General features: G+C 42.1%; 15 protein-coding genes. 5 read left to right on the forward strand and 10 right to left on the reverse strand.

Annotated features, from left to right (window positions below):
• Window positions 1-123: 123 nt before the first annotated feature.
• A complete protein-coding gene (locus AC07UV_RS17515; RefSeq protein ID WP_495184660.1) occupies window positions 124-774 on the reverse strand; it encodes a tetratricopeptide repeat protein in 651 nt (216 codons plus the stop codon).
• A gap of 347 nt (window positions 775-1,121) precedes the next feature.
• Here AC07UV_RS17515 and lon point away from each other — a divergent pair, with 347 nt between their 5' ends.
• Window positions 1,122-3,599 carry an endopeptidase La gene (gene lon / locus AC07UV_RS17520; protein ID WP_282249781.1) on the forward strand — a complete coding sequence of 826 codons (2,478 nt, stop codon included), beginning with the start codon at window positions 1,122-1,124 and terminating at the stop codon, window positions 3,597-3,599.
• Between the two features lie 125 nt (window positions 3,600-3,724).
• Here lon and dctA read toward each other — a convergent pair whose 3' ends face one another.
• The 9 genes from dctA to AC07UV_RS17565 all read right to left on the reverse strand — a co-directional run bounded on the left by dctA (window position 3,725) and on the right by AC07UV_RS17565 (window position 17,751).
• On the reverse strand, window positions 3,725-4,978 hold the full coding sequence (gene dctA, locus AC07UV_RS17525) for a C4-dicarboxylate transporter DctA (RefSeq protein ID WP_495184661.1): 1,254 nt from the start codon (window positions 4,976-4,978) through the stop codon (window positions 3,725-3,727).
• Between the two features lie 4 nt (window positions 4,979-4,982).
• Window positions 4,983-6,038 (reverse strand): alpha/beta hydrolase, encoded by a 1,056-nt coding sequence (locus AC07UV_RS17530; RefSeq protein ID WP_495184662.1) that lies wholly within the window; start codon window positions 6,036-6,038, stop codon window positions 4,983-4,985.
• Between the two features lie 354 nt (window positions 6,039-6,392).
• Window positions 6,393-8,303, reverse strand: coding sequence for an amidophosphoribosyltransferase (locus AC07UV_RS17535; RefSeq protein WP_223583468.1), 1,911 nt, complete (start codon window positions 8,301-8,303; stop codon window positions 6,393-6,395).
• 120 nt (window positions 8,304-8,423) lie between these two features.
• On the reverse strand, window positions 8,424-10,301 hold the full coding sequence (locus tag AC07UV_RS17540) for an Nramp family divalent metal transporter (protein WP_495184663.1): 1,878 nt from the start codon (window positions 10,299-10,301) through the stop codon (window positions 8,424-8,426).
• Between the two features lie 83 nt (window positions 10,302-10,384).
• The gene (locus AC07UV_RS17545; protein WP_495184664.1) at window positions 10,385-10,987 is read right to left on the reverse strand and encodes a 2'-5' RNA ligase family protein; all 603 of its coding nucleotides are present in this window, start codon (window positions 10,985-10,987) and stop codon (window positions 10,385-10,387) included.
• An 81-nt stretch (window positions 10,988-11,068) separates the two neighbouring features.
• Window positions 11,069-13,021 (reverse strand): gamma-glutamyltransferase family protein, encoded by a 1,953-nt coding sequence (locus tag AC07UV_RS17550; RefSeq protein ID WP_495184665.1) that lies wholly within the window; start codon window positions 13,019-13,021, stop codon window positions 11,069-11,071.
• Window positions 13,022-13,206: 185 nt separating this feature from the next.
• Window positions 13,207-14,883 (reverse strand): sodium/sugar symporter, encoded by a 1,677-nt coding sequence (locus AC07UV_RS17555; RefSeq protein ID WP_282249788.1) that lies wholly within the window; start codon window positions 14,881-14,883, stop codon window positions 13,207-13,209.
• Window positions 14,884-14,936: 53 nt separating this feature from the next.
• Entirely contained in the window at window positions 14,937-16,265 is a 1,329-nt protein-coding gene (gene xylA, locus AC07UV_RS17560; protein ID WP_495184666.1) for a xylose isomerase, read from the reverse strand.
• Window position 16,266: 1 nt separating this feature from the next.
• The gene (locus AC07UV_RS17565; protein WP_495184667.1) at window positions 16,267-17,751 is read right to left on the reverse strand and encodes a xylulokinase; all 1,485 of its coding nucleotides are present in this window, start codon (window positions 17,749-17,751) and stop codon (window positions 16,267-16,269) included.
• A 121-nt stretch (window positions 17,752-17,872) separates the two neighbouring features.
• Between AC07UV_RS17565 and AC07UV_RS17570 the strand changes: the two genes are divergently transcribed.
• The 4 genes from AC07UV_RS17570 to AC07UV_RS17585 all read left to right on the forward strand — a co-directional run bounded on the left by AC07UV_RS17570 (window position 17,873) and on the right by AC07UV_RS17585 (window position 21,061).
• Complete coding sequence (locus AC07UV_RS17570; protein WP_495184668.1) at window positions 17,873-18,895, forward strand: LacI family DNA-binding transcriptional regulator; 1,023 nt, start codon at window positions 17,873-17,875, stop codon at window positions 18,893-18,895.
• Window positions 18,896-18,923: 28 nt separating this feature from the next.
• On the forward strand, window positions 18,924-19,481 hold the full coding sequence (locus AC07UV_RS17575) for a hypothetical protein (RefSeq protein WP_282249793.1): 558 nt from the start codon (window positions 18,924-18,926) through the stop codon (window positions 19,479-19,481).
• Window position 19,482: 1 nt separating this feature from the next.
• On the forward strand, window positions 19,483-19,956 hold the full coding sequence (locus tag AC07UV_RS17580) for a hypothetical protein (RefSeq protein ID WP_282249795.1): 474 nt from the start codon (window positions 19,483-19,485) through the stop codon (window positions 19,954-19,956).
• Between the two features lie 82 nt (window positions 19,957-20,038).
• Complete coding sequence (locus AC07UV_RS17585; protein WP_495184669.1) at window positions 20,039-21,061, forward strand: WD40/YVTN/BNR-like repeat-containing protein; 1,023 nt, start codon at window positions 20,039-20,041, stop codon at window positions 21,059-21,061.
• The last annotated feature ends 6 nt before the right edge of the window (window positions 21,062-21,067 follow it).

Here is a 21,067-nt window from a genome sequence, read left to right on the forward strand (position 1 = left end):
CATCAGGAAAACCATCGGAAGCCATTGGGATAGCATGAAGAATAAAAAGAGCAGGACGGGTAATTGCACAAAAAAAGGGAAACTCAGTTGAGTTTCCCTTTTTTATCTGTTCTATAGGTAAGCCTATTTCAGGTTATCTCTATATACTTTTGCTTTTTTGACTTCTGTTTGAATATCTTTTTTAGAAGAATCAAAACTCAATACTTTTTCATAATCCTTGATCGCATTATTATAAGCATCTGTAGCCATTGCTTTGTTGTAGTTAGGCGTACCAGCAGTACCGATCAAAATACCCAAATCGCGGTTTGCAACTGCTCTATTTTGATAAAATTTAGAGTCAGTAGGAGTGATTGTGATCGCTTTTGAATAATCTTCAATCGCTACGCGCAACAGCTGTTCTTTGTTTGCCGCAGACACTTTGTTTGCTTGAACTGCAAGTGTATTGTTCGCTTTCGCTTTAAAGTATAATGCATTTGCATTTTTAGGGCTTAATGCGACAACCTTTCCGAAAGTTTCAGCTGACTTTTTATAATCACCATTTTGAAATTGGGAGTAACCCAACATATACAAGACATCCGGATCTTTGCCTTCCTGTGGTAAAGCTTTTGTCAAGTATGATTCTGCATTTTTGAAGTCACCATCCAAAAGAGCTTTTTGGCCCATTCTCACATTGGCATTGCTATGCTCAGCTTGTTTTTGTTGTGCATTGGCACTAAGTGCAACCAAAGCAAAAACTCCTGTGAACAAACCTAATTTAAGTGATTTTAAGTTCATATCTAAATAGTTACGTTTTTTTCAATATACCTTATTAATGATCAATATTGATCGTTTATTATCCCTAGAAAAAATAATCTTATTGCTTCACCCCTCGCAAGAATCTGCCATCGTTTATTCTTTCACATTCCAATATTACAATTATTATGCCTATTTATCCAACAAATGGCAGATAAATTTTATTTAACCTGCCTTTTTTTCATATTCTAGAAAATAGATTAGTAATTTTGCTACCTTTTAGCAATTGGCACTTCCCTTGCAATATAGGGGAAACAATATTTGAAGCTTAAAATTTGAAGGTCTGCCGACAACATGTCAGCGACTGCCAAATACACAAAATAAACACTATGAGCAAATTCGAAACTTTTGATTTCAGTCAGGCTATTCCAATCGTTACGGAAGACACAGAATTCTTCCCCCTATTGACACAGCAGGATGAAGACGATATGGCGAATGCTGAAATTCCAGAAGCACTATCTATTTTGCCTTTACGTAATACCGTATTATTTCCCGGTGTCGTCATTCCGATCACTGTAGGAAGGGATAAATCCATCAAATTGGTTAAAGAAGCCTATAAGGGCAGCAAAACAATTGGTGTGGTCTCCCAAAAGGATATGACAGTAGAGGACCCTGGGTTTGAGGAGTTGAATAAGGTGGGTACTGTTGCCCATATTATCAAAGTGCTCCAGATGCCTGATGGAAACACCACGGTCATCATCCAGGGAAAGCAACGTTTCAACCTGGTGGAGATCTTAGAAACTGAACCTTATCTCAAGGCGCGTGTCGAGAAATTCAACGAGGCAAAACCAAAAATGACTAAACATTTCAAGGCCACAATATCCACCTTGAAGGAAATGGCATTGCAGATTATTCAGCTTTCACCCAATCTACCCAGTGAAGCCGGTATCGCAATCAAAAATATTGAAAGCCCTTCTTTTCTGATCAATTTTATTTCGTCTAACATCAATGTCGAAATGATCAAAAAACAAGAGCTTCTTCAAATTCCAAAGGTCGAAAACCGTGCAAAGCTCTTGTTGGAATTGTTGACGTTGGAAATCCAGATGCTGGAACTGAAACATCAGATCCAGAATAAGGTGCGTGTCGACCTAGACAAGCAACAACGGGATTATTTCTTGAACCAACAATTGAAAACCATCCAGGAAGAGCTTGGCGGAAATACACCTGACCTGGAGCTGGAAGAGCTTAAAAAGCGTGGTAAAACAAAAAAATGGGGCCTTGATGTCGAAAAACATTTTAACAAGGAACTTGAAAAGCTATCACGTATCAATCCAGCTGCGGCAGATTATTCTGTTCAGTTAAACTATCTTGAACTGCTTCTTGATCTTCCATGGAATGAAACGACCAAAGATAATTTTGACTTAAATAAAGCACAAAAAGTCTTGGACAAGGATCACTATGGGTTGGAAAAAGTCAAAAAACGTATCATTGAATACCTTGCAGTATTGAAATTAAAAAATGATATGAAAGCCCCTATCCTTTGTTTGGTCGGCCCTCCAGGAGTTGGTAAAACCTCTTTGGGAAGATCTATAGCCAAAGCATTGGGTCGTAAATATACACGTATGGCCCTGGGTGGTGTGCGCGACGAAGCCGAAATCAGAGGCCACCGTAAGACGTACATCGGTGCAATGCCCGGCCGTATTATCCAATCGTTGAAAAAAGCAGGAGCTGCCAATCCGGTCTTTATCCTAGATGAGATCGATAAAATGAGTGCAGATTTTAAAGGTGATCCTTCTTCTGCCCTGCTAGAGGTATTGGATCCGGAGCAAAACACACATTTCTACGACCATTATGTAGAAATGGAATTTGACCTTTCTAAAGTGATGTTTATTGCAACGGCCAATTCGCTAAGTGCTATCCAGCCAGCTTTATTGGACCGTATGGAAATCATCGAAGTCAATGGATATACCATTGAAGAAAAGATTGAGATAGCAAAAAAACACCTACTTCCCAAACAACGTGAAATGCACGGTATGGCTGCCAAGGATGTTGCTCTAAAAGGTAAGATTATCGAAAAAATCATTGAAGACTATACCCGCGAATCCGGCGTACGTGGACTGGAAAAGAAAATTGGCTCGATCGTACGTGGTATTGCGACACGTATTGTCATGGAGAAAGATTATAACCCAACTATCAACGATCAGGATGTCGTGGATATCCTGGGCGCTCCGATCTTTGATAAAGATATCTACGAAAACAATAATGTTGCTGGTGTAGTAACTGGCTTGGCCTGGACTTCTGTGGGAGGTGATATTTTATTTATCGAATCCTCTTTAAGTCCCGGTAAAGGACGCTTGAGCCTAACAGGTAATCTTGGCGATGTGATGAAAGAATCCGCTTCTATTGCTTTAGCTTACTTAAAAGCTCATGCTGCTGATTTCGGGATCGACTACAGGATATTCGATCATTGGGATATCCATATCCACGTTCCTGCAGGTGCTATTCCTAAGGATGGTCCATCTGCTGGGGTAACGATGCTGACTGCGCTAACATCTCTATTTACCCAACGTAAGGTTAAAGAGAAATTGGCTATGACTGGCGAAATTACGCTTCGTGGAAAAGTATTACCAGTAGGCGGTATCAAAGAAAAAATACTTGCGGCCAAACGTGCGAACATCAAGGATATTATCCTTTGCAAATCCAACGAAAAAGATATCCTTGAAATCAAGGAAGATTATATCAAAGATATGCAGTTCCATTATGTGACCGAAATGGCACAGGTGATCAAACTAGCACTTCTAGAAGAAAAAGTAGATGGTGCTTTGGATCTAACCCAAGGAATTGAAAACACAAAAAAAGAGGCTTAATCCCCTCTCAAGAGTTTAGATAAATTTATTCAGAAAAACGGGGTGTCCAAAAAAATTGGACACCCCGTTTTTCTTTTAAGATCTACATCGTTTAGACAAGCATGAGTGTCCGGTTTTGTAAGATATCAACCAAGTTTCTCATGGAGAATTTCCTCATCCAGGCTATTTTCATATTTGGAAATCACGAGTGTTGCTGCCGAATTGCCAATCAGATTGGTGATAGCCCTTGCTTCACTCATAAACCGATCCACCCCAAACACCAATGCCACGGACTCAACAGGCACATGTCCGACTACAGGCAAGGTTAGCGCCAAGGTCACAAAACCACTTCCCGTTACACCCGCAGCTCCTTTGGAGGTTAGCAACAGGACCAACAGTAAGGTAATTTCCTGCTGCAAGGTCAGGTGCATATTGAGTGCCTGCGAAATGAATACCGCTGCCATAGTCAGGTAAATACTCGTACCATCTAGGTTAAAGGAATATCCAGTCGGGATCACCAAACCTACCACGGACTTCGCACAACCTGCATCCTCCATTTTCTGCATAATGCCAGGCAATGCCGATTCCGAAGAAGAGGTTCCCAATACAATCAAAATCTCATCTTTGATATATTTCAGGAATTTGAAAATATTAACCTTGAGATAGAAGTGTAATACCGCCCCGATGACAATAATGACAAAGATAAAACAGGTTAGATAGAAACTTAACATCAACATACCCAACTTGGTCAGCGCCTGAATACCAAACTTTCCAATGGTAAATCCCATCGCTCCCATGGCTCCCAATGGGGCCAAATACATCACCATCTTAATAATGGAGAAAAGTACCTTTAGAAAAGATTGCAGCACATTGATAACGGGTTCAGCAGCTTTTTGACCGATCTTGGTCATCCCTATCCCAAAAAGCACCGCAAAAACCAGCACTTGCAATATATTATCTGAGGCAACCGAAGCTATAACGTTCTCCGGAATAATATCCATGATAAAGTCCATGAAACTGTGTGGTTTCTGGGACTCGGTAATATAATGTGATACCGAAGATGTATCCAAACTCGCCAGATCGGCATTCATGCCTGTCCCGGGTTGAATCAGGTTGACAAAGATCAAACCGATAATCAATGCAATCGTGGTCATGACTTCGAAATAGATAATCGATGTCAGTCCAATCTTCCCTACTTTCTTTACGTCCTGCATCCCTGCAATACCGATCACGATCGAACTAAAGATCAGAGGTGCTATCACCATCTTGATCAATTTGATAAAGACATCACCCAGCGGCTTTAGTTTAACGGCAAAATCTGGGAAATAGACCCCACAGAAAATACCGATCAATATACCAACGATAACCTGAAAATAGAGACTCTTAAAAATATGCTTCATTGTCTTAACGATTGACGGCAATTCCCTCCGCCTTCAACATGGTCTTGAATTTGGGGTTCCGGATGTATTTATTAAAATCGTGGCTCTGCATGCCTGTAAAATCAGTATACTTCATCATCGGGTAATGCTTTACCAACTCATTACAGACATCAGCTTTATAGCCCAAATCTGTAGCCTTCAATTTATTGGACAGAAAACCAACAAACTTCTTTAACATCACATCGGTATTGTTAATGGTAATATGGATCTTCTTAACTTGCTTGCTCAAGTTACAGAATGACTCTGTTCCCTTAGCGACATCTCTTATCTTAAAGTCCTCCAGCCCTATTGCTGGAGCGAGCATAATACAGGTAATGTCATTGCCGTTTTCAGCAAGCTTTTTTGCCCCATCGACGTCTACGTTGTGGTTCTCCAGCGTACCTTTAGCAAAACTCTCACTAAAGGTTGCACTGCTCAAAGCACTCAACACGACTGATGCACCACGGCTATGTGAGATCAGAATAATCTTCTTATTACTGATGCTATTCAGGAGGTTACGCAGTCCAAACTCACCCGCCATTTGGCTGAATGAGGTTGCGGAAAACCAAACTTTGGCGCCACCAAAGGGATTGGTTGTATGTAAACCATCCCAATAAAACTTAACGACTTCATCATCATTGGGATTGAGCTTCAATAATTTGCGCATATACTCGTAGCTCTCATTGACCTCGTCTGATGGCGCATTGAATCCATGTACAAATATAAATACACGGTCTTTGGCCTTCACTTTGCTGCCCACAGCCAACATTCGGGTCTTCTCAAAAGCTTTCAGCTGGCTTTCAATTCCTTTTTCTGTTGCGATCTTCATCAGGGAATAGGCATTGACATCACCGCTTTTAGGCGGTTCACCATAAGTTTTGCGCCAATTGTCTGGATAGAAGTTTCCATTCTGATCCACGAAGGAATTCACGATATTTGGCTTGTCAAATGAATTGGGGTAAGGATCCTTGGGCACATTATGGGCTATGTCACAGGAAACCATTGAAAAAAGAAGAAAAAGATAGAAAAGTTGTCCTCTCATGGAGCTATTTATTTACGCTGTTAAAAACCTTAATTTCAGTAAGGCTAAAGGTTGATTGAATCATAAAAGTATATATTGGCAAAATACAGCAAATACCTTATGATGCGCTTGCTGTGTCATTATAATCAATTCCGTATTACGAATATATAAAAAAAGAAGCTGTACAAAAAGTAAAAGCGTCCCTTGAGAATTGAATAATAAAAAAGAGACTGGAAAGGAGTATGAGGAAATGCAAAAAATAAAAGAGACCCCCTTGGGTCTCGAATATAAAAAATGACCTCGCAGCATAAAAACAAGATGAAAGAAAAAGGGGCAGTCCTTTTTGAACGCCCCCTTCTCCTGATATTTTTATACTTAGTTGCTGAAGTATGCACGTACATTTTTACCTTCAATCCAGTTCATATAGGCTTTATTAACAACCTTATTACCACCTGGAGTAGGGTAATCGCCGGAGAAATACCAATCACCGCTATGTGCTGGACATGCTTTATGCAAATTATCCAAGGTTTGATACACCACCTCAAGTTCGGCTTTCAAATGGTGAGGTCTAACGATACGGCCAATTTCTTCGGAAATCTCTTCATCTGTAAATGGCGCATAAATGGCTTTTACATAGTTTTCGATTTCATTGACATCCTGCGTCATCGACAACAGACATTTTTGATACACTTCATCAATAATATGTGCCATGCCGCGTTGTTTCAACAGGTTGATCGCCGCTTCGAATGCGACGAATTCACCCATACGTGACATATCGATACCATAACAATCTGGGTAGCGAATTTGTGGTGCGGAGGAAACGATTACAATTTTCTTCGGATTCAAACGATCCAAGATCGTCAAGATACTTTGCTTCAACGTCGTTCCACGTACAATGGAATCATCGATTGCAACGATCGTATCTTCATGATCTTTAACAATGCCGTAAGTGGTATCATACACATGTTGTACCATATCTGTACGATCGGCGTCCTGTGTAATGAAGGTACGCAATTTAGCATCCTTTACATTCAGTTTTTCAAAACGAGGTTTGATGCTCAAGATCTCATCCAATTCCTCGTCAGAAATTTTCTCTGCACGTTTTAATAAGGTCTCTTTTTGAAAATCCCTGACGTAGGTATTGATACCATCCATCAAACCATAGTACGATACTTCGGCCGTATTGGGGATAAAAGAGAATACGGTATTCTTAATATTACTTTTAACAGATTCCAGTACCTGTGGCACTAATAATCTACCCAATTCTTTACGCTCTTTATAGATATCAGCATCTGACCCACGGGAGAAATAGATACGCTCAAAAGAACAAGAACGTTGTTCAACAGGCTGTCTAAACATTTCCTGTGACACAGTACCATCTTTTTTAGCAATCAAGGCATGGCCCGGCTTAATTTCTTTCACGGCACCGATAGGCACATTGAATGCAGTCTGAATGACTGGTCTTTCGGAAGCTACAACTAAAATTTCTTCATCTTGATAGTAGAATGCCGGACGGATACCCGCAGGATCACGCATCACGAAAGCATCGCCATGACCAAAGATACCAGCGATGGTATAACCCCCATCCCAAGTCTTCGCTGAACGCTTTAAGATCTTGGAGACATCGATATTTTTGGCAATCAATGAACTAATCTCGACATTGGAATACCCTTCTTTTTTGAAGTGATCAAAAAGCTCCTGGTTTTCATCATCTAAGAAATGTCCAATTTTTTCCAAAACGGTTACGGTATCCGCTTTTTCTTTTGGATGTTGTCCCAACTCATACAATTGTTGCAAAAGTTCATCCACATTGGTCATGTTGAAGTTACCCGCAACAACAAGATTGCGTGACATCCAGTTGTTTTGTCTTAAAAATGGGTGACAGCTTTCGATACTGTTCTTTCCATGCGTTCCATAGCGCAAATGTCCTAAAAGTACTTCTCCAGTAAAACTGACATTATCTTTTAACCATTGGGTATCCTTTGACTCATCTGGAAATGCCTTCTGAACAGAAGCAAATTTTTTCTGTACATATTCGAATATGTCTGCCACAGCAGTTGAGCCCATAGCTCTGTAACGCGAAATGTAACGATTTCCAGGTTTAACATCAAATTTAATGGTTGCAATTCCAGCCCCGTCTTGTCCACGGTTGTGCTGTTTTTCCATTAATAGGTACAATTTGTTGATGCCATAGAATGGCGTACCATATTTTTCCTGATAATAAGATAAGGGTTTTAACAGGCGAATTAGTGCGATTCCGCACTCGTGTTTAATAGCGTCGCTCATATCTTGATTTGATGACGCAAAAGTAAGAATTATTTAGCACTTACCGATCCCTCCCTACACTTTTTCCGCAATAAAATTACAGTGAATAGACAGTGTCTCTTTGGGATAGGTCTCCAAGCCTTATTGTGCGATAAAAACCGGAACTTTTACAGCATGACGCAACTTGTTTACTGTCTCACCAAACACAAAGTCTTTGACTCCGGTATGACCATGGCTCCCCACGACCAAGAGGTCTGCATGGTATTTTTCGCAGACTTCGGCAATGCTCTTGATCCGATTGTTATAGCCGAGTTCATATTCCGTTTGATGTCCTTTGGACAATAAAAAGTCAGCATACAGCTTTAGGCGTTCCAAATCTTGTCGTGACTCAAAATCATCGGTAGACTCACCTGTATATTTGACGGAGGCGCTTTCGACAATGTGGACAACGACAAAGCTGGTATCGGAATCTGACAGTTGCAAAGCATACTGTATCACTTTCTGATCTGAACTAGAATAATCTAAGGCAATTACCACCTTCTTGAAAGACCCTCGGTCCTCAAAATGTAAAGCTTCAAATGGTGGGTGCACTTCCAACTCGATCGGTTTTGATTTGCGCATAATAGGAATTAACACCGTCATGATCAGCAGAAAGAGCAGACCAGCGGCTCCCAGAATAAGTAACACTGTTACAAAAAGATTGTTTGCTTCGGTAATCCATCCGGTGACCTCGTCATAAACCAACTTAAAATTCAGTACGGCTATCACAGCGGCTATCAACCAGGCAAAAGCTTTGGTCAGGGGTTTTATAGCAAAGATTCCCATCTTTGCCTTGTCGCTGACAAAGTGAATCAGTGGTATGACCGCAAAGGCCAGCTGCATACTCAAGATCACCTGACTAAAGATCAACAACTGCCCTACTCGCCCTTCACCGGAAATCAGGATCACCAGGACGGCGGGTATAATTGCCAAAAGCCGCGTGATAATCCGGCGCAGTGTCGGACTGATCCGCAACCGTAGGTAACCCTCCATCACGATCTGTCCAGCCAGGGTTCCCGTGACCGTAGAACTTTGACCCGCTAGGATTAATGCCACAGCAAATAGCTTCGAGGCCCATTCTGTACCGAGTAAATTGCCCAATAGGTGGTAGGCGTCTTCCAATTCGGCGACATCATGCATACCATTCTTATGAAATACGGATGCGGCAAGGATCAATATTGCTGCATTGACCAGGAATGCCAGATTTAATGCAATGGCACTATCCCAAAAATTATATTTTAATGATTTTCGTATGGAGACTTCATTTCGGTCAATCTTTCGGGTCTGTACCAGGGCGGAATGCAGGTAAAGGTTGTGTGGCATGACAGTAGCACCAATAATACCAATCGCTATATAAAGTGCGGCACTATTGGGGATGCTCGGAATAAAACCTGTGACTACTTCAGAGAAATCAGGCTTGGCCAAAAACATTTCCACCATAAAGCACATGCCGATCATGGATATCAAACCGATAATAAAGAGTTCCATTTTGCGCATGCCTAACTTCTGTAAGTAGAGTAACAGGAAGGTGTCGGCAAAACTGATCAGTACCCCCCAGAGTAGATCAATACCAAACAGCAGGTTAAGACCAATGGCCATACCCAATACTTCGGCCAGATCACAGGCTGCAATAGCAATCTCGGCTAGGACATATAGCACAAAATTCATACGCTTGGGGTAAGTCTCGCGGTTACATTGCGCCAGATCCTTACCTCTCACGATCCCCAAACGTGCACAGAGGTTTTGCAGCAATAGTGCCATAATATTGCTCATCAGCAAGACCCAGATCAAAGCATAGCCAAACTGACTTCCCCCAGCAAGGTCCGTCGCCCAGTTGCCCGGATCCATATACCCCACACTGATCAGATAGGCTGGGCCAAAAAAACTGAGTACCTTTTTGAATTTGGATTTTCCTTGATTGACATCCACACTTTCATGGATATCAGATAATGATTTATGATGGGAGTCGTCGTGATGCATAGCTTACATTAGGACAATATCTTTTATTGCTAGGGCTAAAGATAAAAAGCTTTACATTACTAGACAATTAAACAGCCATATAATTAGAATTTAAATGAAAGTTGCCCGGAATTTTCTTTCGACTGATTACCAAATTTGACAAAATCAACGGGCTCATACTGTCCCATGCCGGGATTAAAGCGACGGATATGCACACCGGCACACATAAAACTCAGATCAACCGAGCACAATATTTTTTTTGCGAAATCGAGCCGTTCCGGCTCCAATCTACGTCCAATAGAAATATGCGGTTCATCACTAATCTCGATCAGATCAAACGAGCTGAGGGTATGTACCACCTTTCGGGTTCGATCCTTTAGGTAACTTCGGGCATGTACTGTGGGGGCAATATAAAAAGCTCCTCCAGCGAAAGAAGAAAAATGGTCAAAATAGACGTACTGACTACGTTCATATAGCATCGTTTGTTGCAAAGCTGCAATAGCCTGTGCCAATGTTTCCTCGTTTCCGGCAAAAGCACAGATGGTCACATGAGCTTTGGAATTGCAGCTGTGGTACCAGCCTTTGTCCTTATCTGGAAACTCTTCGGCCAATGCCGCTCTCAACTGCTGCTTTAAACCATCCACTAATACTAAACCCGCTTCATCAGGTTGAAAAACAAACGAATACTTATTGACACTACCCTCCATAACAAAAAATCACCTTTTGATCAGTAGGTAAGATACCAAATACGATGGAGATAACAAAACGATGTTACTTTTCTGTTCAGGCTACCATCCTATTCCATAGTCCTCCCCATTATTACTACTACCGCCCCAGAGTGTACCATGCTGCTGATCGAAATAGATCGCATTGATCGGACCACTGTTTCGTTCGCCGAGCTGTATGCTATAGCCCATTGTCTTAAGCTTTTCGACAACTTCCTTCGGAGTACGTTTATCCAGTAACAAGCTTCCGGCACGAGGTTTTCGGTCGCCAATTTTGGTACCACCCAAAGATAACCACAGTTGATTACTATTGATATTCGGCGCCTCACTTGCCTGTTGTGGTGTCATGCCGAACTCCACAGTATTCAGAAAGAATTGCAACAGATTCTGGTCCTGTGTGTCACCACCCTGCACCGCAAAAGAAAGATATGGTTTTCCCTCTTTTAGCGCCAGCGCGGGTGTAAGCGTTACACGTGGTCTTTTGCCCGGCGCCACGACATTGAACGGATTGATCAGCGAATCGAGGACAAAACTTTGTAAGCGTTGGCTCATCCCTACCCCAGTATTTCCAGCGATACAGGCAGGTAACCAACCTCCACTTGGTGTGATCGAAACAACCCAACCTTCGGCATCTGCCGCTTCCACACTGGTCGTTCCACGCAATAGCCGATCCATATAGACACTATCTGTTGCCAGAGAGGCCCATAGGGTTGTATCCGGCAGCGATGACAATGATGATGTTGAATTCGCATCGTGCTTGGGAACAAAATCTTTTTTTGACTCCGTATCCGGAGTGAATTCTTTGCTACGTTGTTGAAGTAGCTTGGCAAAAGGATTCTTCTTCCCTTCATAAGGATAAGGATCGCCAGGAAGAACCTGTGGATTGTTCTGCTTTGGATCAATCGTAGCGGCCCGTCCCTTGGCATAAGACTCACTTAATAGACCTTGAATAGGTGCCTTAGGTTTGAAATAGGGATCCCCATAATAAAAATCCCGGTCTGCAAAGGCCAGATTCATGACCTGATATATTGTATGTATATAGGGCGCAGAGTTATAGCCCATAGCTTTTAGATCAAAATTTTTCAGCAGCTGTAAACTCTGCAGCATGGCCGGTCCCTGCGTCCACTCCTGTAATTTATAGACATCTATCCCCTTATAATTGACATGCAAAGGTTCTTCTTCAATGGGTTTCCAGTTGGCAAGGTCTTCTTTGGTAATCAAGCCCCCCTGTTCTTTACTGCCACGGACAAATTCATCCGCGATATCTCCTTTATAAAAGCGGTCGTAGGCAGCCATAATAGCGGCTTTTCTATCCTTCCCGGCGGCAATCGCTTTCTTCTCGGCCTCAACCAGTTTTGAAAGTGTCTGCAGTAGATCTTGCTGTACAAAGATTTCGCCGGCTTCGGGAGCTTCCCTTTCTTTCCCTTGATGAACCAAGAAGACTTTTTTGCTGTATGGCCATTCTTTGATACGCTCTTTACCACGTTCGATACTGTTAGCTGTCTGTGCATCGATGGGATAACCGGCCGCCATTTCTAGCGCTGGTGCAAGCACTTCGGCCAGACTCTTGGTGCCATATTGAGCCAGCATGTAACATAAGCCCCCCGGTGTACCAGGCGTAACTGCGGCAAGAGGGCCGTATTCTGGAGGAAATTCATAACCCTTTGACCGAAAGAAATCAACCGTTGCCCCTGTCGGCGCAACACCGAGGGCATTGATGGCAATCACCTTCTTTAATTTCGGATGATAGATTAGCGCCTGTGTCTCTCCTCCCCAGCTAAGCACATCCCACATGGTACAGGTTGCAGCGAGCATTGCACAAGCGGCATCAACAGCATTGCCCCCTTGATGGAACAACTGGGCTCCAGCGGTTGCAGCCAAAGGCTTTCCTGTAATCGCCATCCAATGTTTACCATGCAATGGCGGCTTCTCGGTACGTTGTACCTGCCCCTGAACTGGCGCAAATGCTGTTATCATCCCAGCAAAAACGATAAATAGCGCATATCTTCTTTTCATCTGTGTTATTCTTTTAGCGTGTTGATTTTCTAAATAGTTATTGAAGACAAGATAGGAATTTTTTAAAAATCATCTGACTACTGGTGTAAACCCTCAGGATAAAACGGTATAAATTTTTAAAAACAAAGAGCCCATATCAACTGCAGTCGATATGGGCTCTCTATATTGCTTTTTTGATGATCAGATTACCAATAGATGGAATACAATGCTGTCACCAATAAGGCAACAATCAATGCTCCTATCAAAAATGCTTTATGTGGTTTAAACATCGTTGTATCTACTTCCAGACCAGCAGGTACTACTCCGCGTTTGTTGTCAATCAAACTGATAATGATCATACCGATGATACAGATTGCAAAGACAAAGCCCATTCGGTCCAAAAACGGAATTTCGTAAATCCCCGTTGTCGGATTTGGAATAGAGAAGCCAGTAGAAGCCAAGAAGGAAAGATCCGCCCAATCTGGTAATTTTTTGAAAATAATGGATAAGATAAATCCACCGATCGTTGCAAATAATGCAGCATTTGATGTTGTCTTTTTCCAGAAAAATCCCAAGATGAACATGGCAAAGATACCCGGTGATACAAATCCGGTATACTCCTGGATGTATTGAAATCCACCTTTTTTGTCGATACCCAAATGTGGCGCGATAATCACAGCCAAAATCATGGCAACAACAACTGTCAATTTACCAATATTGACCAACTTCTTATCAGAAGCTTCGGTATTAAATACCTTTTTATAAATATCCAATGAAAAGATCGTGGCAATACTATTTGCTTTACCCGCCAATGAAGCAACGACCGCAGCTGTCAAAGCCGCAAATGAAAGCCCTTTCAGTCCTGCAGGCAACAAATTCAATAAAACGGGGTAAGCATGATCCGGATTTACCTCACCATGTTGCATCATTTCATTTTGAAATAAGCCATCTTTCCACATAACGTAAGCGGCAATACCCGGCAATACCACGATAATCGGCATCAACAACTTCAAGAATGCGGCAAACAAAATCCCGTTACGTGCAGTCTTCAAATCAGCTCCCAAAGCGCGCTGTGTGATGTACTGATTACAACCCCAATAGTTCAGATTCACAATCCACATACCACCGATCAGAACTGTCAGCCCCGGTAAATCCAGGTAGTTCTCGTTTTTACGGTCTAGGATCATATGGAAATGATCAGAAGCTTTCTCGGTCATCAGGTGATAGCCCTCCAATATGCCCGAACCACCATAATGTTCTGAAACTAGATTCAATGCCAAATAGGTTGTTGCCAAACCACCCAACACCAAAAAGAACACTTGAATAATATCCGTATATCCAATCACCTTCATACCACCCAGTGTGATAATAACGGCAAAAATAGCAATAGCATACATACAGGCATCCAGGCTAATACCAGAGATACTGCTCACCGCAATAGCACCTAAGTAAAGGATAGAAGTCAGGTTGACCACCACATATAATAGTAACCAAAAGACAGCCATAATCATGGCTACAGTACCATTATAACGTTTGTGCAGAAATTGCGGCATCGTAAAGATCTTATTCTTGAGGTATACCGGAATAAAAAACACCGCCACAACAATCAGGGTAATTGCCGCCATCCACTCGTAAGTCGCAATAGCAAGTCCCATCTTGAAGCCCGACCCACTCATGCCGATAAATTGTTCCGCAGAAATATTGGATGCAATAAGGGAGGCTCCAATCGCCCACCAAGTCAGGGATCCTTCGGCAAGGAAATAATCCTTGGAGCCTACAGATTCAGACTTTTTGCGATAATACACCCATAATCCATAACCTGCGACAATGACAAAGTATATCAGGAAAACGATGTAATCTTTTGTACTTAAATAATTATTCATGTATTTGGTAATTGGTTTAATTTGATCGCCTAATATAGAAATATTTTAAATAACTATATATATCTATTGATCAAATTTTCTAAATACTCCTGTCTTCCACTGATCGTTTGTGGCTCACCAAATTCTACAGCTAAATCTCTTAAAGACTCCAAAGTCAGGGTACCTTTCTCAAAAGAGGCACCATTGCCACTATCGAAGGACGCATAACGGTCTGTTCTTATTTTACGGTATTCACCGTCTTCCAAGATACGTTCAGCAGTAAGCAAAGCCCGTGCGAAAAGATCCATTCCGCCGATATGTGCGTAGAATAAATCTTGAGGATCAGTCGAGTTACGACGGATTTTGGCATCAAAATTAACACCACCACCCTGGAAGCCGCCACCTTCTAAAATGATCAGCATGGACTCGGTCAGTTCATTGATATCATTAGGAAATTGGTCGGTATCCCAGCCATTTTGATAATCACCACGATTGGCGTCAATAGACCCCAGTTTTCCAGCATCAATAGCAACCTGTAATTCATGTTGGAAGGTATGCCCAGCTAAAGTTGCATGGTTTACTTCAAGATTGAGTTTGAAATCGTCCAATAGATCATACTGTCTCAAAAAGCCCAATACAGTGGCCGCATCATAGTCATATTGATGTTTGGTCGGTTCACATGGTTTTGGTTCGATAAAGAATGTTCCTTTGAAACCATTTTTACGGGCATAATCCTTAGCCAGATGTAAAAACTGTGCAAGATGTTCCTGCTCCCTTTTCATATTGGTATTCAGCAAGCTCATGTAACCTTCCCGTCCACCCCAGAACACGTAGTTTTCACCACCAAGTGCAATGGTAGCATCCAATGCCGCTTTTACCTGTGCAGCACCATGGGTCAATACCTGAAAATCCGGATTGGTCGCGGCGCCATTCATGTAACGTCTGTGACTAAAGAGATTGGCTGTACCCCAAAGAAGCTTGACACCGCTCGCCTGCTGTTTCTCTTTCGCGTAGTCAACGATTGTTGCCAGTCTTTTTTCGTTTTCCAGCACATTATCCGTATAATCCACCAAGTCTACATCATGAAAACAGTAGTATGGAATATTCATTTTGCTGATAAATTCAAAAGCAGCATCCATCTTATCTTTTGCACGTGTGATCGGGTCATTACTCTCATCCCAGGGGAATCTGTGGGTTGACCCGCCAAATGGATCGGATCCGTCACCATTGAAGGAATGCCAATAGGAACAGGCAAATTTAAAATACTCTTCCATCGTTTTACCTGCAACGACTTGTTTTGGGTTGTAATAACGAAAAGCAAATGGATTTTTACTTTCCTGTCCTTCAAATTCGATCTGTCCGATCCCTTTAAAAAACTCTTTTTGTCCTTTGATAATATTCATTTTATTTTGTTTTGATTTTTGTTTCTAAAATTCCTTTCCATTGTTGATAACTTTCTTCATATTGATCAACATGTTTAGGTGCTACGGAATACACGGGCTTTAAGTTCCTGAAAGCTTCGGTGAGATCAGTATAATAGCTGCTGCCGATGCCTGCTCCCATGGCTGCACCAACACTTCCGTCATGATCATATACTTCTACTGGGACATTCGTAGCGCCCACAAATGCCTCCCGGAATACTGGACTGAGGAATAAATTGGCGTGTCCGGCACGGATCATCTGCGGATATAACCCATTTTCACGCATAATATCCAGTCCATAGCGAAAGGCAAATGCTATTCCCTCCTGAATCGCCCGCAGGATATCTGCGGTTTCATGTCTATTCAGATCAATGGATGTGATCGATGCACCCACCAGTTGATTATTCAACATACGTTCGGCTCCGTTTCCAAATGGGATAACCTGCAATCCCTGGCTTCCAATAGGTGCGGTTGCAGCCATAGTATTGATCTGATCGTAGGATAACTCTTTTCCCAAGAGCTTCCGGCCCCAGCTGTTCATAATCCCGGTACCATTGATACAGAGCAATACACCTGTCCGGACTTCATCTTTGCGGTAGTTGACATGTGCAAATGTATTGACACGTGACTCGCGGTCGGCAATCAGTTGGTCGCTTACCCCATAGATAACACCCGAAGTACCCGCTGTGGCTGCTACTTCACCGGGGTGAAGTACATTCAAGGAAAGCGCATTATTCGGTTGATCTCCGGCCTTGTAATTGATCGTTACTTGGGGTGATAACCCCAACTCTTCTGCCACAGCGCGTTTAACTTGACCGTGCTCAGCAAAAACAGGTAGTATTGCCGGAATCAGATTTGGGTCAAAACCATAATAGTCCATCAGGGTAGCCGACAGCTCATTCTGTTGAAAATCCCAGAATATGCCCTCCGATAAAGCAGATATGGATGTGCTGATGGTGCCTGAAAGTTTCATGGCAATAAAATCACCAGGAAGCATGATCTTGTCAATTTTCTGATAGATTTCGGGCTCATTCGCTTTTACCCAAGCCAGTTTGGAAGCTGTAAAATTACCCGGAGAATTGAGATGGTGTGTTAAGTTAAAATCCTTCCCTATCTCTTCAAAAGCTTTATTTCCCAACGTGACAGCACGACTATCACACCAGATAATCGCATTGCGCAATACCTGCTGATCCTTATCGACAACAACGAGTCCATGCATTTGATAAGCGATACCAATCGCTGTGATTTGTTTGGGATCATACAGCCCGGAAGCATTTGCCTTGGAAAGGGCCTGTTTGAAATAGACCCACCAATCGCAGGGATCCTGCTCTGCCCAACCGGGTTGTGGCGAATAAATGGGTGCTTCAACAGAGGGATACTGCGCGGAGCAGATCTTTCCTTGTGAGGATGCTTCGACAATGGAAACCTTTACTGAAGAAGTACCAATATCTATACCTAAAAAATACATCTGATTTTTTTAAACTGGTTATTAAAACAAATAGCGGAAACAATTTTGCAACCGGTTGCATAAAAGTAGGATATGTTTCTGAATTTTCCAAAATATTCAATAAAATTATTTACTTTGGGGCGTGAATAAAAAAACAACGATTTATGATATTGCCCGGGCACTTGGAATCACGGTTTCAACGGTTTCCCGTGCCTTGAATAATGTACCCACCATTAGTGAAGCTACGCGACAGTTGGTCCTGGCGAAAGCAAAAGAGCTGAATTACAGTGTCAATAAAATCGCGTCTTCACTCTCTTCGGGGCGCTCCAATACGATTGGTGTTATCGTACCTACAATGCAAATCCATTTTTTTGCTGAGGCTGTTCACAGTATTGAAAAAGAATTAAAGAAACACAACTATAGCCTGCTGCTTTATCAATCGAATGAATCTTATTCGGATGAGGTAAATGGTGTCAAAACCTTACTGGAAGCGCAAGTGGATGGTATCATTGCTTCAATCTCTTTAGAAACTCAGCAAATAACGCATTTTCAGGAGGTCATCAAGCAGGGCAAATGTCTAATCATCTTTGACCGTACACACCGGGACATTGCGGCGCCAGTAGTCAAATTGAACGATTTTGAGGCGGGCTATCTGGCGACCAAACACCTGATTGAACAAGGGTATAAAAATATTGGCTTTATCACCACAAACAAAGAAATCGCTATCTTTCAAGATCGTTTCAGTGGTTTTGAAACAGCCTTAAAAGAGGCTAGTCTTCCGCAACTGGATGATCTTATTGTCCGTGGGGAGCTATCTATTGAAGCGGGGATTAAAGGTACGGAACAGATCTTGCAATCCTCCATTCAACCGGATGCTATCATTGGTGGTGACGACTTTACAGCCGTGGGGATTATCCAAGCGCTGAAAGCAGCTGAGATTGCTATTCCAGCGACCGGTGTCATCGGTTTTGCGAACCAGACTTTCTCTTCGTTTATTACGCCGACTTTATCAAGTATCGATCAACAGGCCAACAAAATGGGCGAAGAATGTGCTAAACTCTTTTTGAAGATGGTCAAACAAAAAGATCCTTATGAAGATATCGAGCAAGTTGTTCTCGACCCAATTCTGATAAAAAGAAAATCTACCTGTAGAATAGACAAATAATTGATAACTTTGCCGAAATTTGAAATAAATGCAAGCCAGGCAGAAGTTTAGAATTTTAAGTATTTGCTTATTATTTGTTATCCAGGCACTCTTTCTAGTCGCCATCTTTGTTGAAAACACCAACTCATATATTGTACTGTCATTCATCGGATTACTTTCCCTATTCATCTTATATAGTTATCTCAAATCGCCGATACACCACCACATCCATGAATATGAGTCGATCAAAATTGCGGTTTGGGTGCCAATAGGTGCTATCATCTCCTATTATTTTAATCAGATTTTTGGTCTCGGGCCAGTCATGGGGGCTGCACTGACGGGTACATTGGCGTCGTTCATTCCCAATATCAATAAAGATTCCGGCTACCTTCCCCATCTTCCTGCAGCCATCTATTGTGGTGCTTTTGTAGGTATGTCGAGTTCCCAAGTTGCTCATGGTTTTTCTTTTATATTGACGGCGAGTGTCTTTACCGCAGTCTTTCTGGTCATTTCAAAAAGCTTACTGAATGGTGTCGGTGGCAAATTGGGGACACTGGCTTTCCTCGGTGTTTCGCTTACCTATTTACTACTTTATCTTTTCAAATAACATGGAAACATTCATTCTATATCTTGTTGGAATTATCGGAAGTACAGCGACATATTATGTAAACACAAAATACAAACAGGGCGCAGTACGCTCCTCCGCATTACTGACGTTAATCGTATCCGGCTTCCTATATTTCTTTCCCCATCTACTCTCCACCTATCTCACACAGTATATTCCGGCCGTATTTATCGGTGCATCTTTTATTGGTATGGTATCCAAAACACAGCTGTCCACCTATTTTGGACTTTCGCTAGCGGGTGTTATCTTTACCACCATCCTACTCAACACCAGTAAGTTTTTCAATGGGTATGGTGGCGCATTGGGAACATCGGCCTGTATATCCTTGCTTGTGATATTAAGTATCCCCTATTTCAAATCGCCCAGAAAAATGACAGTTGGCTTACTCCTATTGAGGAAAACGATATTGAAAAAAGGACGTAAAGCATCCCGCAGAGATGTAGATTTGTCTAAATAATATGCGTAGATTTACCGTAACAATGCGAATGGATTTACTGCAATAATACAACTGAATTTATTGCAATAACTAGTATAACCACATGAAGCCACTATTTCTTCTCTTTCTCGTTCAGGTCTTTCTTATTGAAAGTCTATCTGCACAAAAAAACACAATTCAGCTGTTGAACCAAGAACGTAATAGCAGCTATCGGGGACTAAGTGTTGTCGATGACCAAACACTTTGGGTCAGCGGAAGCAATGGCACAGTAGGCTTGAGTACCGATGCTGGAAAAAATTGGCAGTGGGTCAATCCAATCGGTTATGAAAAGATAGACTTTAGGGATATCGAAGCTTTTGATGAAAATCAGGCCCTGATTATTTCAGCAGGTTCTCCAGCCTTAGTATTGCTTACAACTGATGCGGGTAGAAGCTGGAAAGAGGTTTTTAAAGATATACGACCTGAAATATTTTATGATGGCTTTGCTTTTACACCAAAAGGTGTTGGTATCGCTTTTGGCGATGCCATCAACGGGAAGATGCCTTTACTAAAAACAACAGATTTTGGACTGACCTGGAAGGATATATCCTCCAATCTAAGCTATACCATTTTAGAAGGTGAGGCTGGTTTTGCCGCCAGTGGTACATCTATCTTTAGTCTTGCAACCGGAGATTTCTGGATCGCAACTGGCGGAACGGTTTCCAATATTTACACGAGCAGTGATCAGGGGGACACCTGGCAGCGTTACAGTTGCCCCATCACGCAAGGGCAAAATAGCACTGGCCCTTTTTCCATTGCATTTAGTTCACCTAAGTCAGGGATCGTCGTTGGTGGTGATTACAGAAATGACAAAAACAAGGAAAAAGCCTGTTTTTTGAGCAATGATGGTGGCAAAACCTGGCAGGCTTCAAATCAACCAGTATCGGGTTTTAAATCGGCTGTAATCTATCTTTCGAACAAACAACTGATCTGTACCGGAACCTCAGGAACGGATCTGTCAGCGGACAAAGGAAAAACATGGCATACGATCTCCCAGGAAAGCTACAATGCGGTGCAGAAGGCTAAGAAAGGTAAAGCCGTCTTTCTGGCTGGAGATAAAGGAAAAATAGCAAGGCTGGTCCAATAGACCAAC

It is taken from the genome of Sphingobacterium sp. GW821-FHT03E03 (assembly GCF_059420745.1).

Excerpts from the sequence above, each read along its gene's own strand:
- AC07UV_RS17550 (WP_495184665.1), bottom strand. The coding sequence starts at position 13,021 with ATGAAAAGAAGATATGCGCTATTTATCGTTTTTGCTGGGATGATAACA.
- lon (WP_282249781.1), top strand. The coding sequence starts at position 1,122 with ATGAGCAAATTCGAAACTTTTGATTTCAGTCAGGCTATTCCAATCGTT.
- AC07UV_RS17545 (WP_495184664.1), bottom strand. The coding sequence starts at position 10,987 with ATGGAGGGTAGTGTCAATAAGTATTCGTTTGTTTTTCAACCTGATGAA.
- AC07UV_RS17575 (WP_282249793.1), top strand. The coding sequence starts at position 18,924 with ATGCAAGCCAGGCAGAAGTTTAGAATTTTAAGTATTTGCTTATTATTT.
- xylA (WP_495184666.1), bottom strand. The coding sequence starts at position 16,265 with ATGAATATTATCAAAGGACAAAAAGAGTTTTTTAAAGGGATCGGACAG.
- dctA (WP_495184661.1), bottom strand. The coding sequence starts at position 4,978 with ATGAAGCATATTTTTAAGAGTCTCTATTTTCAGGTTATCGTTGGTATA.
- AC07UV_RS17535 (WP_223583468.1), bottom strand. The coding sequence starts at position 8,303 with ATGAGCGACGCTATTAAACACGAGTGCGGAATCGCACTAATTCGCCTG.
- AC07UV_RS17540 (WP_495184663.1), bottom strand. The coding sequence starts at position 10,301 with ATGCATCACGACGACTCCCATCATAAATCATTATCTGATATCCATGAA.
- AC07UV_RS17580 (WP_282249795.1), top strand. The coding sequence starts at position 19,483 with ATGGAAACATTCATTCTATATCTTGTTGGAATTATCGGAAGTACAGCG.
- AC07UV_RS17565 (WP_495184667.1), bottom strand. The coding sequence starts at position 17,751 with ATGTATTTTTTAGGTATAGATATTGGTACTTCTTCAGTAAAGGTTTCC.
- AC07UV_RS17530 (WP_495184662.1), bottom strand. The coding sequence starts at position 6,038 with ATGAGAGGACAACTTTTCTATCTTTTTCTTCTTTTTTCAATGGTTTCC.
- AC07UV_RS17585 (WP_495184669.1), top strand. The coding sequence starts at position 20,039 with ATGAAGCCACTATTTCTTCTCTTTCTCGTTCAGGTCTTTCTTATTGAA.
- AC07UV_RS17515 (WP_495184660.1), bottom strand. The coding sequence starts at position 774 with ATGAACTTAAAATCACTTAAATTAGGTTTGTTCACAGGAGTTTTTGCT.
- AC07UV_RS17555 (WP_282249788.1), bottom strand. The coding sequence starts at position 14,883 with ATGAATAATTATTTAAGTACAAAAGATTACATCGTTTTCCTGATATAC.